Origin of the sequence: Sporichthya brevicatena, assembly GCF_039525035.1 — a bacterium.
Classification (GTDB): domain Bacteria; phylum Actinomycetota; class Actinomycetes; order Sporichthyales; family Sporichthyaceae; genus Sporichthya; species Sporichthya brevicatena.
The window spans coordinates 58,888-71,703 of record NZ_BAAAHE010000004.1 but is presented as its reverse complement, the minus strand read 5'-3'; the positions used below and the strand labels follow the sequence as shown (position 1 = coordinate 71,703).

16 protein-coding genes are annotated in these 12,816 nt (G+C 73.5%); 11 read left to right on the top strand and 5 right to left on the bottom strand.

Annotation, left to right across the window (positions count from 1 at the left end; translation table 11 throughout):
* Nucleotides 1-6: 6 nt before the first annotated feature.
* Entirely contained in the window at nt 7-840 is an 834-nt protein-coding gene (locus ABD401_RS01690; protein WP_344600905.1) for an LOG family protein, read from the bottom strand.
* Nucleotides 841-1,228: 388 nt separating this feature from the next.
* Here ABD401_RS01690 and ABD401_RS01685 point away from each other — a divergent pair, with 388 nt between their 5' ends.
* Nucleotides 1,229-1,762 (top strand): C40 family peptidase, encoded by a 534-nt coding sequence (locus ABD401_RS01685; RefSeq protein ID WP_344600903.1) that lies wholly within the window; start codon nt 1,229-1,231, stop codon nt 1,760-1,762.
* Between the two features lie 69 nt (nt 1,763-1,831).
* Here the strand turns inward: ABD401_RS01685 and dapE are convergent, their stop codons facing one another.
* Entirely contained in the window at nt 1,832-2,908 is a 1,077-nt protein-coding gene (dapE, locus tag ABD401_RS01680; protein ID WP_344600901.1) for a succinyl-diaminopimelate desuccinylase, read from the bottom strand.
* Between the two features lie 134 nt (nt 2,909-3,042).
* On the opposite strand from dapE, the gene dapD reads away from it, so the two are divergent.
* Nucleotides 3,043-3,993: a 2,3,4,5-tetrahydropyridine-2,6-dicarboxylate N-succinyltransferase gene (gene dapD, locus ABD401_RS01675; protein WP_344600899.1), complete on the top strand. Its 951-nt coding sequence runs from the start codon at nt 3,043-3,045 to the stop codon at nt 3,991-3,993.
* Nucleotides 3,994-4,021: 28 nt separating this feature from the next.
* Entirely contained in the window at nt 4,022-4,954 is a 933-nt protein-coding gene (locus tag ABD401_RS01670; protein ID WP_425566038.1) for a VldE C-terminal domain-containing protein, read from the top strand.
* A gap of 133 nt (nt 4,955-5,087) precedes the next feature.
* Here ABD401_RS01670 and ABD401_RS01665 read toward each other — a convergent pair whose 3' ends face one another.
* On the bottom strand, nt 5,088-6,080 hold the full coding sequence (locus ABD401_RS01665; RefSeq protein WP_344600895.1) for a hypothetical protein: 993 nt from the start codon (nt 6,078-6,080) through the stop codon (nt 5,088-5,090).
* A gap of 10 nt (nt 6,081-6,090) precedes the next feature.
* Here ABD401_RS01665 and ABD401_RS01660 point away from each other — a divergent pair, with 10 nt between their 5' ends.
* From ABD401_RS01660 to ABD401_RS01650, 3 genes are all read left to right on the top strand, one after another.
* On the top strand, nt 6,091-6,231 hold the full coding sequence (locus ABD401_RS01660) for a hypothetical protein (protein ID WP_344600893.1): 141 nt from the start codon (nt 6,091-6,093) through the stop codon (nt 6,229-6,231).
* A 77-nt stretch (nt 6,232-6,308) separates the two neighbouring features.
* On the top strand, nt 6,309-7,001 hold the full coding sequence (locus ABD401_RS01655) for a class F sortase (RefSeq protein WP_344600891.1): 693 nt from the start codon (nt 6,309-6,311) through the stop codon (nt 6,999-7,001).
* 37 nt (nt 7,002-7,038) lie between these two features.
* Nucleotides 7,039-7,221 carry a hypothetical protein gene (locus tag ABD401_RS01650; protein WP_344600889.1) on the top strand — a complete coding sequence of 61 codons (183 nt, stop codon included), beginning with the start codon at nt 7,039-7,041 and terminating at the stop codon, nt 7,219-7,221.
* On the opposite strand, the gene dapC is transcribed toward ABD401_RS01650, so the two are convergent.
* Entirely contained in the window at nt 7,205-8,317 is a 1,113-nt protein-coding gene (gene dapC, locus ABD401_RS01645) for a succinyldiaminopimelate transaminase (protein ID WP_344600887.1), read from the bottom strand. The genes ABD401_RS01650 and dapC overlap by 17 nt on opposite strands.
* 31 nt (nt 8,318-8,348) lie before the next feature.
* Nucleotides 8,349-8,675 (bottom strand): ferredoxin, encoded by a 327-nt coding sequence (gene fdxA / locus ABD401_RS01640; RefSeq protein ID WP_344600885.1) that lies wholly within the window; start codon nt 8,673-8,675, stop codon nt 8,349-8,351.
* 102 nt (nt 8,676-8,777) lie between these two features.
* Here fdxA and ABD401_RS01635 point away from each other — a divergent pair, with 102 nt between their 5' ends.
* From ABD401_RS01635 to ABD401_RS01615, 5 genes are read left to right on the top strand one after another with little or no spacing between them, the layout of a single operon-like run.
* A complete protein-coding gene (locus tag ABD401_RS01635; protein WP_344600883.1) occupies nt 8,778-9,776 on the top strand; it encodes a GNAT family N-acetyltransferase in 999 nt (332 codons plus the stop codon).
* On the top strand, nt 9,770-10,606 hold the full coding sequence (locus ABD401_RS01630; RefSeq protein ID WP_425566037.1) for a transglutaminase family protein: 837 nt from the start codon (nt 9,770-9,772) through the stop codon (nt 10,604-10,606). The genes ABD401_RS01635 and ABD401_RS01630 overlap by 7 nt, the downstream gene beginning before the upstream one ends.
* Before the next feature lie 6 nt (nt 10,607-10,612).
* Nucleotides 10,613-11,569 (top strand): serine hydrolase domain-containing protein, encoded by a 957-nt coding sequence (locus ABD401_RS01625; RefSeq protein WP_344600879.1) that lies wholly within the window; start codon nt 10,613-10,615, stop codon nt 11,567-11,569.
* Complete coding sequence (locus ABD401_RS01620) at nt 11,566-12,219, top strand: hypothetical protein (protein ID WP_344600877.1); 654 nt, start codon at nt 11,566-11,568, stop codon at nt 12,217-12,219. Before ABD401_RS01625 ends, ABD401_RS01620 begins: the two co-directional genes overlap by 4 nt.
* Entirely contained in the window at nt 12,216-12,758 is a 543-nt protein-coding gene (locus ABD401_RS01615) for a hypothetical protein (RefSeq protein ID WP_344600875.1), read from the top strand. The genes ABD401_RS01620 and ABD401_RS01615 overlap by 4 nt, the downstream gene beginning before the upstream one ends.
* The last annotated feature ends 58 nt before the right edge of the window (nt 12,759-12,816 follow it).

Below are 12,816 nucleotides of genomic sequence, written 5' to 3'. Positions count from 1 at the left end.
GCCGGCTCAGGGATAGGGGTGCGCCGCCCGGGCCTGGCCCGCCCGGATGTCGTCGGCGAGGGCGTCCATCGCCTCGATCTCCTGACGGCGCCGCTGCTCGTCCGCGTCCTTCATGATCTCGACGACGCGCTCGACGTCGTCGGTGACCTCGATCAGGTCCATGTCGTGGGGCGAGATCTTCCCGGCCTCCACCATGCGGACCTTGAGCCAGTCGACCAGGCCGGCCCAGTAGTCGGTGCCGACGAGCACCACCGGGAACCGGGTGACCTTGCCGGTCTGCACGAGGACGAGCGCCTCGAAGAGTTCGTCGAGCGTGCCGAAACCGCCGGGCATGAAGACGAAGCCCTGCGCGTACTTCACGAACATCGTCTTGCGGACGAAGAAGTACCGGAAGTCGAGGCCGATGTCGACGTAGGAGTTCAGCCCCTGCTCGAACGGCAGCTCGATGCCGAGGCCGACCGACGTGCCGCCGCCCTCGACGCAGCCGCGGTTCGCGCCCTCCATGACACCCGGCCCACCGCCGGTGATGACCGCGTAGCCGGCCTGCGCGAGCTCGTACCCGAGCCGGCGGGACAGCTCGTACTCCGCGTGGTCGCGGGGCGTGCGCGCGGACCCGAACACGGTGATGGCCGGGCCGATCTCGGCGAGCAGGCCGAAGCCCTCGACGAACTCGGACTGAATGCGCATCACACGCCACGGGTCGGTGTGCACCCAGTCGGTGGGACCGGAACTGTCGAGCAGGCGCTGATCCGTCGTCCCGGACTGGGTGAAACGCCGGCGCAGGACCACCGGTCCGCGGTGTCGCTCCGGCGGTCGCGATGTGTTGTTCGCCTCGCTCATGTCGCGAAGGTACCGGGCGGACGCCGCCCTTGCGGCCAGACCAGCAACCCCACAGACGGGTGTGTTGGATCACTTTTTCGGCTGTTTCTCGCCCGTTTCCCCGCAGGCCACCCCCCGACTGTGAGTTTGACTCCATTCCGGACCCTGAAAGATCGCTTAGTGTCCTGTCGTCCGGACGAGGCGCTCGACGACGAGGCCTGGCCAAGAAGTGGCCGACGATCCGGAGCCCCGGTCGCGGGACGCCCACTCCCGCCTACGCGACCGGTTGTTGCCCCCTCACACTTCTCCGGCGGGAGCGGAAGGCCAGGCCGAACGGGCCTGAGTTCCAGACCTGGTCCATGCCATGGGCGCCACAGGTCGCTGCCTTCTGCGGCGGTCCGAGGATTCGATGTCTCTGTTCACCCACGCGGCCGGGGTCACCCTGGCTGTGGCTCTCACCGCGCCTGCCGCTGCGGTCGCCCCCGGTCTGGGCGGCCTCACCGAGGCCCACGCCACCTCGACGGCTCCGACCGTCTCCACTGCCGAAAGCGCCACCGTTCCACCCACCCGGGCCAGCCGCGCTCAGCAGCGCGCCGAGTTCGGCAAACGCACCGTCAGAGTCGCCTCCCGCTACCGGGGAGTGCCCTACCGCAGCGGCGGCACCACCCCGCGCGGCTTCGACTGCTCGGGCTACACCCGCTTCGTCCTCGACAAGTTGGGACGGAACCTGCCGCGCACCTCGCAGCAGCAGTACAAGAAGGCGCAGCGCATCAAGAAGCCCAAGCGCGGCGACCTGATCTTCTTCCACTCCAGCAGCGGTCGCGTCTACCACGTCGCGATCTACGCCGGGAACAACCGCATCTGGCACGCACCGCGACCGGGCGACCACGTCAAGCGCGAGAAGATCTGGACCAAGCGCTGGACCGCGGGCCGTTACTTCTGACGGTCCACCAGATCAGCTACCCCACCACCCGAACTGACGGAACGTCAGATCACCTCAGGCTGATCGAACTCAGGCCGTGAGCCACGCGCGGAGTTTCTCCTCGCACTCGCGCACTTCCGCGACGGGAACGAACTCGTCGCGGGAGTGCGCCAGGCTCGGGTCGCCCGGACCGAAGTTCACGGCCGGGACCCCCAGCTCGGAGAAGCGGGCGACGTCCGTCCAGCCGAACTTCGGCGCCGGTGGCTTGCCGGTGACGGCGAGGAACGCCGCCGCCGCCGGACGCGACAGACCGGGCAGCGCGCCGGGAGCGAGGTCCGTGCACACGACCTCCCACCCGGCGAGGACCTCGCGCACGTGCTCGAGGGCCTCCGCGCCGGAGCGGTCGGGCGCGAAGCGGTAGTTCACCGTCACGACGCACTCGTCGGGGATGACGTTGCCCGCGATGCCGCCGCGGATGCCGACCGCGGACAGGCCCTCGCGGTACTCCAGTCCGTCGATGACCGGACGCCGCGGCGTGTACGCCGACAGCCGCGCCAGGATCTCCCCCGCGGCGTGGATCGCGTTCTCGCCCTTCCACGACCGCGCGCTGTGCGCCCGTTTGCCCTGGGTCGTCACCTCGACGCGCAACGTCCCCTGGCACCCGGCCTCGACCCCGGCGTTCGACGGCTCCATGAGCACCGCGAAGTCCGCGGCGAGCCAGTCCGGGTGGGTGCGGGCGAGGCGGCCCAGCCCGTTGAGCTCAGCGGCCACCTCCTCGTTGTCGTAGAAGACGTAGGTGACGTCCCGCGCGGGGTCGGTCAACGTCGCCGCGAGGCGCAGCCCGACCGCGAGGCCGCCCTTCATGTCGCAGGCGCCGAGGCCGTAGAGGCGCTCGCCCTCGAACCGGGCGGCGAGGTTCCCCGCCTCGGGAACCGTGTCCAGGTGCCCGGCGATCACGACCCGCTCGGCCCGGCCGGCGTTGGTGCGGGCGACGACGGCGTCCCCGTCGCGGTCCACGGTCAGGTGGCCGCAGGCCCGCAGCGCCCGTTCCACGGCGTCGGCGAGGGGACCCTCGGTCCCACTGACCGACGGGCGGTCGATGAGGTCCCCGGTCAGGGTCACCACGTCCGTGCTGAGGTCGAGGTCCGCCCCCGGGTCGCGCGCCATGCCCGCCACCGTAGCGACCGGCACCGGCGGGATGACGTCCCGCACGTGGCCGTGTCAGCCCCCGTGCGGGCCGACAGGGGCACCACCCGGGACGTCATCCCGCGGGTCACAGGTCCGCTCGGTAACGTGGACCGGTGACCGACATTCCCGCCTTCAGCACCTCTGGCGCCTGGGGCCACGGCCTCGCGACCGTCCTCGAGTCCGACGGCCGGATCCTCGACACCTGGTACCCCGCGCCCGCGCTCGGCGCCCCGGACGGCTCGGCGCCTCCGCCCGAGCTCGTCGCGCTCGCGGGCAAGGACGACCGCCGCGGCGTCCGGCTGGAGGTCGTCACGACGGTCATCGGCTCGCTCGCCGACGCTCCCGTCGACGCGTCCGACGTCTACCTGCGCCTGCACCTGCTCTCGCACCGGCTGACCCGGCCGCACACCGTCAGCCTCGAGGGGCAGTTCGGTCACCTGGCGAACGTCGTCTGGACGAACTACGGCCCCTGCGCCCCGGACGACTTCGAGACCACCCGGATGCGCCTGCGCGGCAGCGGTCCGGTCCAGGTCTTCGGGGTCGACAAGTTCCCGCGGATGACGGACTACGTCGTCCCCTCCGGCGTCCGGATCGCCGACGCCGACCGGGTCCGCCTCGGCGCGCACCTGGCGCCCGGGACGACCGTCATGCACGAGGGCTTCGTGAACTTCAACGCCGGGACGCTGGGCACCTCGATGGTCGAGGGCCGGATCTCGGCCGGTGTGGTCGTCGAGGACGGCGCGGACGTCGGCGGCGGCGCCTCGATCATGGGCACGCTCTCCGGCGGCGGGAAGACCGTCATCACCGTCGGCAAGGGCGCCCTGCTCGGGGCCAACTCCGGTCTCGGCATCCCGCTCGGCGACGGCAGCGTCGTCGAGGCCGGTTGCTACGTCACCGCCGGCACCAAGGTGGCCCTCCCGGACGGGACGGTCGTCGCCGCCCGGACGCTGGCGAACGAGCCCAACCTGCTGTTCCGGCGCAACAGCGTCACCGGCGCCGTCGAGGCGCTGGCCCGCACCGGCGAGTGGGGCGGGCTGAACGCCGCCCTGCATGCCAACGACTAGCAGGCGACGAAGCCCCGCCCGGACGCTCGTGGCGGTGACGGCGTCGCTCGTTCTGCTGGCCGCGCTCGCGCTGGTCGGGATCCGGATCGCGGCCGACCGGATCGTGCTCCAGGAGGCGTGCACGGCCACGGCCGGCGGGGCGAAGGCGCGCGTCAGCATCGAGCAGGCCGAGAACGCGGCGATCATCGCCTCGGTCGCCGCTCGGCGGGGCCTGCCGGCGCGGGCCGCGACGATCGCGCTCGCGACCGCCCTGCAGGAGTCCGGGCTCCGGAACCTCGACTACGGCGACCGCGACTCCCTCGGGCTGTTCCAGCAGCGCCCGTCCCAGGGCTGGGGCACCGAGGAGCAGGTGCAGGACCCCGTCTACGCCGCCGGGAAGTTCTACGACGCGCTCGTGAAGATCCCGGACTACAAAACGATGAACATCAACGACGCCGCGCAGAAGGTGCAGCGCAGCGGGCACCCGGAGGCCTACAACAAGCACGAGACGCGCGCCCGGGCGCTCGCCTCGACGCTGATGGGCTACTCCCCCGCCGCGTTCTCCTGCGCGATCCGGACCGGCGGCGTCGACCGCGAGGAGCCGAACGGCCGGGGCCTGACGCCGCGCGCGCAGTCCGTGCTCGACGAGGTTCAGGACGCCTTCGGCCCCCAGTCGACCGGCGGGTACGCCCCGGGCGGGGTCGACGACGGCCACATGGAGGGCTCCGCCCACTACGACGGCCGAGCGGTCGACATCTTCTACCGGCCCGTGAACGCGACCGCGCGGCGCGTCGGCTGGGCGACCGCGCAGTGGCTGGTGGCCCACGCCGACCGCCTCGACGTCGCGACCGTCATCTACGACGGCCGGATCTGGACGGCCCGCCGCTCGATCCAGGGCTGGCGGGACTACACCCCGCCCGGCGGGGACACGGCCAACGCGACGCTGATGCACCGCGACCACGTGCACGTCGACGTGCGGTGACACGCAGCCGCGGACAGGTCCCCGTGACACGCCCGTAACAGCCGCTGAGCAGCGGGTACGGGTGTGACTGGGGACATTCTTGCCAGGTTCACATGCTTGCCGTCACCATCGAGTGGATAAAGTCGAAAGTTGTTCACTGGTGCCGTTGTTGAGGAGTGACCGTGTCCAACCTTGAGGGGCCCGCGAGCCCGGGCGACGGCACGCCCTCCCCTGTCGACGGTCCCGGCGCGGCCGACGCCGGCGCCCCCGGCACCCCCGGCGGCCCCGGCAGCAACGCCGGTGGCGGTGCGGGCGGCGGTGCCGGTGACGGCGGCAACGGCGACAACGCCAACAGCAGCAACGCGCGCTGGGTCGTGGCCGCGGTCATCGCGATCGCGTGCCTCGCCGCGACGCTGTCCCTGATCGGCCGCATCGCACAGGACGACGACGAGCCCACCACCGTCGCCGGTGAGGGCAGCCCGGTCGTGAGCGTCGAGACCCCGACGCCCACCCCGACCCCGACGCCCACCGTCTCGCCCACCGTCTCGCCCAGCGCCTCCCCGAGCTCCACCGCGACGCCGAGCGCGTCCGCGAGCAGCTCCTCCGGCAGCTCCTCCGGCAGCTCGGCCGGCGGGTCCGCGAGCGAGGCCTCGGACAGCACCGCCGCCCCGACCGCCGGCGCGGTCGCGGGCAGCACCTCGGGTTCCTCCTCCGCGAGCACCGCTTCCGCGGACGAGACCACCTCCCCGTCGGCCTCCCCGACCGCCTCGGCGAGCTCCAGCAGCAGCTCCAGCTCGACCGGCGGCGCCACCAGCGTCGACGCCAGCAGCACCTCGGGCTCCAGCTCCGGCTCCAGCTCGGGTTCCGCGTCCGCGAGCACCGCCTCGGACGAGACCGCGAGCCCCAGCGCCTCGGCGACGTCCTCCCCGACCGCGGCGGCCGTCCCCTCGGACAGCACGTCCGGCTCCAGCAGCGCCTCCGGGTCGGCGAGCACGGCCTCCGACGACAGCAGCGACAGCACCGCGGCCCCGACCGCGAGCACGTCCCCGACGGCGAGCGCGTCCGGCAGCGAGAGCTCCTCGGGCAGCGCGTCCGGCAGCGCGTCCGGCAGCGCGTCCGGTAGTGCGTCGACCGACTCCGACGTCAAGCCCGGGGCGGTGCCCACCGGGGCGCCGGCGACCGGTCTCGGCGGCACGGCGGACGGCGGCAGCAACCTCCCGCTGGTCGCGGGCGGGCTGCTGGCGCTGATCACGGCGCTCGCGCTGTCCGTCGTCGTCCTCGAGCGACGCCGGGGCTGATCACGACCGGCGACACCAGCACGCCGGACGGCGCGGCGGGGGCCGACCCGGAGGGTCGGGACGAACGCGCCGACCGGGTGACACTGATCGCGCTCGCCGTCGCCGCCACGCTGGCCTGCGGCGGGCTGATGGCGATCGCGCTCGGCCACGGTCCGACGGAGGCGACCTCGTCCGCACCCCGGCCCGGGACGATTTTCGACCAGCCGGTCGACTCGATCCCGGGCCCGGACGAGCCGCTGATCGCGCCGGCCTCGTTCGCCCCGGCGGCAACCGAACTGGCGCCGCTGAGCCGGTCCGAGCCCACCCATCTGCGGATCTCGCGCGTGGGGATCGACACCGACCTGATGACCCTGGGCCTGAACCCCGACGGCTCGATCGAGGTCCCGCCGGACGACGCCGGCGCACCCGCGGGCTGGTACCGCAACCTGGCCAGCCCGGGCGAGAAGGGGCCGGCGGTGATCCTCGGCCACCTGGACTCCCCCACCGACAAGGGCGTGTTCTTCAACCTGGGGGCGCTGCGGGCGGGCGACGTCGTGGTCGTCGACCGCAAGGACGGCAGCCGCGTCACGTTCACCGTCGACATGGTCGCCGCGTTCTCCCGCGACGCCTTCCCGACCGCGGGCGTCTACGGCGCGACGGACCACCCGGGCCTGCGCCTGGTGACCTGCGGGGGGCGTTTCTCGCGGGACCGGGGCTACGAGGACAGCGTCATCGTCTTCGCGTCGCTGACCGACACGTACGTCCCGGTCCGGTCCTCCTGGTGGCGATGAGCCCGCGAAGGCCCGATTGAGGTCTATCGTCGACCGCATGGCCGATGGAGCAGGCGAGAAGGACGTTGACCCCGGTGGCGACACCGAGATGTTCCGCGCGTTCGTCGAACGTTCGGAGACCTACCAGCCCCGCGCCAACTCGATGGCGCCGATCTACGTCGCCGTCGGCGCCATCGGCGTCGCGCTGATCGCGTTCCTGCTGATCATCGCCCTGGGCTGAGGCGCTCCACGGCGGCCGCGATGCGCTCGTCGGTCGCCGTGAGAGCGACGCGGACGTGGGCGGCGCCGGCGGGGCCGTAGAAGTCGCCCGGAGCGACGAGGATGCCGCGCTCGGCGAGCCAGTCGACGGTGGTCCAGCAGTTCTCGCCGCGGGTGGACCACAGGTAGAGCCCGGCCTCGGAGTGCTCGATCGTGAACCCGGCGTCCTCCAGGGCGGCGCGCAGGGCGCTCCGGCGGGTCGCGTAGCGCTCGCGCTGCTCGGCGACGTGGGCCGGGTCGGACAGGCCGGCGACCATCGCCGCCTGGACCGGGGCGGGGACGATCATCCCGGCGTGCTTGCGCACCTCCAGCAGCGCAGCGACCAGCGCCGCGTCCCCGGCCACGAACGCGCCCCGGTAGCCGGCCAGGTTGGAGCGCTTCGACATCGAGTGGACGACCAGCAGCCCCTCGTGGGACCCGCCGCAGATGTCCGGGTGCAGGACGGAGACCGGCTCGGTGTCCCAGCCGAACTCGGCGTAGCACTCGTCGGAGGCGAGGACGACGCCCCGCTCCCGGCCCCAGGAGACGAGCTCCCGGAGCCGCTCCGGGCCCAGCACGCGGCCCGTGGGGTTCGCCGGGGAGTTGACCCAGAGCAGCCGCACCGGGCCCACGGACTCGGCCGCGGCCAGGGTCTGCGGGTCCTCGGCCGTCACCGGCGTCGCCCCGGCCAGGCGGGCGCCGACGTCGTAGGTCGGGTACGCGAGCTCGGGATGCGCGACGACGTCGCCCACGCCGAGCCCGAGCAGCGTCGGGAGCCAGGCGACCAGCTCCTTGGAGCCGATCGTCGGCAGGACGGCGGTCGGGGCGAGCCCGACCACCCCGAACCGCTCGGTGAGGAACGTCGCGATCGTCTCGCGCAGCTGCGCCGTGCCCGCGGTCAGCGGGTAGCCCGGAGCGTCAGCGGCCGCGCTCAGCGCGTCCTGGACGACCCGGGGCGCCGAGTCCACCGGCGTGCCCACGGACAGGTCGACGAGGCCGCCGGGGGCACCGGCGGCCTTCTCCTTCGCCGGCAGGAGCCGGTCCCACGGAAAGTCCGGCAGGCGGGACGCGAGGCTCATCGACAGTCCTTGGTGGCTGGCGCCACCCAAATCAGTGGTCGTGCTCCTGCGGGGGGAGGGCCGCGACCATGGGGTGGTCCTTACCGGTGTTGCCGAGCTTGGCGGCGCCACCGGGGGAACCCAGGTCGGAGAAGAACTCCGTCCCGGCCTTGTAGAAGTCCTTCCACTGGTCCGGGGTGTCGTCCTCGTAGTAGATGGCCTCCACGGGGCACACCGGCTCACAGGCACCGCAGTCCACGCACTCGTCGGGGTGGATGTACATCATCCGAGCGCCCTCGTAAATGCAGTCGACCGGGCACTCCTCGATGCAGGCCTTGTCCTTCAGGTCGACGCAGGGCTGCGCGATCACGTACGTCACGGGTGGGTCCTCCTCGAGCTTCCGCACCTAGTATCCAGCCAACGGCGCAGGGTCCAAATCAGGGGTTGACATTTGTCACCGAGCTTTGCCATCCGCTACGAGATGTCGATCACGGCCGCCGACGTCGGGTCGCGCGTCTCGGTGCGCCGCAAGCTGCCCGACGGAGGCCTCGGAGACGTCCTCGGTGACCTTGAGTCCTGGTCCGACGGGGTTCTGACTGTACGTCGCAAGGACGGGGACCTCGTCAGGGTGGCCGAGGTCGACCTCGTGGCGGGCAAGGTCGTCCCCGCGCGACGGGTGATCGCCCGCCGGCACGACCTGGTCCCCGACGCGGACGTCGAGGCCGTCGCCGCGCTCGGCTGGCAGGGCCTGGAGACCGAGCGCCTGGGCGGCTGGCTGCTGCGCGCCGCCGGTGGCTGGACGGGACGCGCGAACTCCGCGCTCCCCCTCGGCGACCCCGGGCTCGACCCCGAGGCCGCGATCGACGCCGTCGTCGCCTGGTACGCCGAGCGCGGCCTGACGCCCCAGTTCCAGGTACCGGTCCCGCTCGCGGCCGACCTCGACGACCGGCTCGCCGCCCGCGGCTGGGAGTGCCCGTACGGGGTCGGCGGCATCCACCTGATGACCGGGGACGTCGCGGCGGTCCTGGAGGCCGCCGGCCCCGACCGGGAGGACCTGCCGCCGGTGACGCTGAGCCCTGCGCCGTCGCCGGGCTGGCTGGGCGTCTACCGCTACCGGGAGGTACCCCTGCCGCCCGTCGCGATCGAGGTGCTGACCCGCGCGACCGCGCCGGTGTTCGCGGAGGTCGTGCTCGACGGCCGGACGGTCGCGACCGGGCGGGGCGCGATCGACGCCGGCTGGCTCGGCATCTTCGCGATGGAGACGACGGAGGCCGCGCGGCGACGGGGCCTGGCCCGTTCTGTGATGCTGGCCTTGATCCGGCACGCCCGCACCGCCGGCGCCCGGCACGTGTACCTGCAGGTTTCGGCCGACAACACGGCCGCGGTCGCGTTGTACCGCAGTTTGGGCCTGACGGTGCATCACCATTACCACTACCGCCGCGCACCGATGGCGCGGACCGACGACGGGGAGCAGTGTTGAAGTCGCGAGAGGAGTTCGCCGCGATCGTCGCCGACCCGGCGGGATCCCTTGCCCGCGCCTGCCTGCTGATGGCGTGTGAGGCGGATCCCGACCTCGACGTCGACGCCGCGCTCGGGCGACTCGACGCGCTCGCCGAGATCGTCGGCGCGGGCCTGCCCGGCGAGGCCCGCCCGGCGGCGCTGGGCCGGCATCTGCGCGCCACCCTCGGCGGGGACGCCGGCTTCGGGGGCTCCCAGGCCGACTACGACGACCTGCGCTCCTCGCTCCTGAACGAGGTCCTCGTGCGGCGGCGCGGCCTGCCGATCCTGCTCTCGACGGTGTGGGTCGAGGTCTCCGCGCGCCTGGACGTGCCCGCCCACGGGATCGGGCTGCCGGGGCACTTCGTCGTCGGCATCGGCGACCCGGAGCGCGCGGGCGAGCCGGCCGAGGGGCCGGACGCACCGTTCGTCCTCGTCGACCCGTTCGCGGGCGGGACGGCGTTCCCCACCGCGTCGGCCTACGCGCTCCTCGGACACGAACCGACCGCGCGGGACCTGCGCCCCTGGGACACCCCGCGCACGATGCTGCGGATCCTCGCGAACGTCTCGACCTGGGCCCGGCGCGCCGACCGGCTCCGGACCCGGCTGTGGGCGCTGGAGCTCTCGCTGCTGGTCCCGGGCTGCCCCGCCGCCGTCCGCCGCGAGCACGGCGAGGCCCTCGCCCGAGCCGGCGACTTCGCCGGGGCGGCCGATCAGCTCGAGGCGTACGCGATCCGCGTCGAGGAGGACCACCCGCTTGCCGCCAAGACGGCCCGTCAGGACGCCCGCGTCGCGCGGTCCCGGCTGAACTGAGTGCCGATGTCGAACTCGTCGAGCCCCGTGTTCAACCAGAAGAAGGTCCTGCGCGCCTGCGCGGAGGTCCTCGACCGCATCGAGGCGAACCCGGCCTACGAGCGGACGTCCGGCCTCCTCGTCGAGGTCGGCGGTGAGGTGCGCTTCGCGGTGGACCGGCGCGGGCCGGCCGTCGCCGACGTCTTCTCGGTGACGAAGGCCGTGACCGCGACCCTCGTCGGGATCGCGCAGGCGGACGGCTTCGTCCCGGACCTCGACGCGCCGGCGAAACCGAGCCCGCACACCTGGCGGCAGCTGCTGACGATGACCCGCGGCTGCGAGACCGACGGGCCGTGGGAGCTCGACGCGGTGATGGCACGGGGCGACAGCTGGCTCGAGCACTGGCTCGCGGCGCCGGCGGTCACGGACCCGGGCAAGAAGTTCCGCTACGACGACGGCGCCTACCACCTGCTCGGCGCCGCGCTGACCGAGGCGACGCGGCGCCCGCTCGCGGAGTACGCGGCCGAGCGCCTGTTCGCGCCGCTCGGGATCGAGGAGTGGGCCTGGCTGACCGACCCCGACGGGCTGCCGCTGGGGTTCGGGCACCTGCAGCTCGACCGGCCGGCGCTGGCCACGTTCGGGCGGCTGTGGCTCGACCAGGGCCGGCTCGACGGCCGGGAACTGCTTCCGCCCAGGTACGCCCGCGCGATGGCGACCGCGCACACGACCGGCGGCGCGCCGGAGTGGAAGGGCTACGGCTTCGGGCTCTGGGTCGACAAGTCGATGGGCTTCTTCGCGAGCGGCTGGGCGGGGCAGCACGTCCTCGTGCTGCCGGCGGCCGACGCGGTCGTCGTCACGACCGGATACGCCGCCTTCGACCCCGGCCCTCCCCCGACCGACGAGATGCCCGAGGGCTGGCGACCGGCGGTGAAGCTGGTCCGCGAGGTGCTCGTCCCCGTCCTGCTCGCGGGGGCGTCGTCGTGAGGATCTTCGACCCGGCAGCGGGCGAGCTGCGCGAGGTGAAGCCCGCGCCGGCCCGGATCCTCCGCATCGCGGTCGGCGACGGCGTGCGCGTCGCGATCGTGGCCGACCTGCTCCGCCGGGTCGCCGAGCGGCAGCGCTGGCTGACCGGCGTCGCGGGCTTCAGTTCACTGACGGATCGTCAGTTGCTCTACGTCAACGTGCATCCGTTCCAGGACCCGGTCTCCGAGGCCGAGCTGGTGGTGCACGAGATCGGCTCCGAGCCGCCGGTGCCGGGGCGTCCCGTCGTCGTCGGCGAGGTCGTGGCCACCGAGGACGCCGTCGACCCGCTCGCCCTGCGGCTCGCGCTCCTGCGCCTGCCCTACCGCGAGCCCGCGATCCTCGACGCCCGGGCGCTGGAGCACGCGTTCGACGACCTGAAGCGGTGGCGCGGACTGGTCGCGGAGTGGGCCGAGCACCCGAGCGCGCCCATGGCCGGGGTCGATCCGGTCGTCGAGCGGATCGAGGACGACCTCGACCTGCCCGGCGCACTGGAGGCGCTCGAGGCCCTCGCCGCCGACGCGTCGGTCTGCCCCGGCGCCCGCTTCGAGGCCTTCGCGCACCTGGACCGGTTGCTGGGCCTCGACCTGGCCTCCGAGGTCGGACGGCGGTGACCCTCCGGCTCGGGATCGCGGACCACCTCGGCTGGGCGGTCGCGGTCACGGCCGACGCCGAGCACACGGTCGTCGACCGGCGCCGGATCCCGCTCGTCGACGACGGGCTGTCCGAGGCCCCGATCCACTACGACCGCGGGGTCTCCCCGGACGCGGAGGTGGCGGCGCTGATCGACCGCGTCCGGGCCTCGATCGCCCGGTGCGCCGCCGCGGCCTTCGACGACCTTCCCGCCGGCATCGGGTCGATCTCGCTGCGGGCCTGGCCGGCGGACTTCCCGACCGACCTCGCGGTGCAACGTCAGGTCCCGTGGGAGGCGCGCGCGGACGCGGTCATGTACCGGCAGGTCCTCGCCGACGTCGCGGCCGCCCGCGGCTGGGCGGTCCACCTCTACGACGCGAGGACCGCCGAGACCGCGGCGTCCGCCCGCCTCGGCGCCCGCGCCACCGACGTCCTCACCGGCCCCCGCGCCCGCCTCGGCCCGCCCTGGACCAAGGACCACCGCGTCGCCCTCGCCGCCACCGTCCTCGCCGCCACCTGATCCCCCGCCTGTGGAAAAGAAAGGGTGACACCCCTTACTGCGCAGTAAGGGGTGTCAC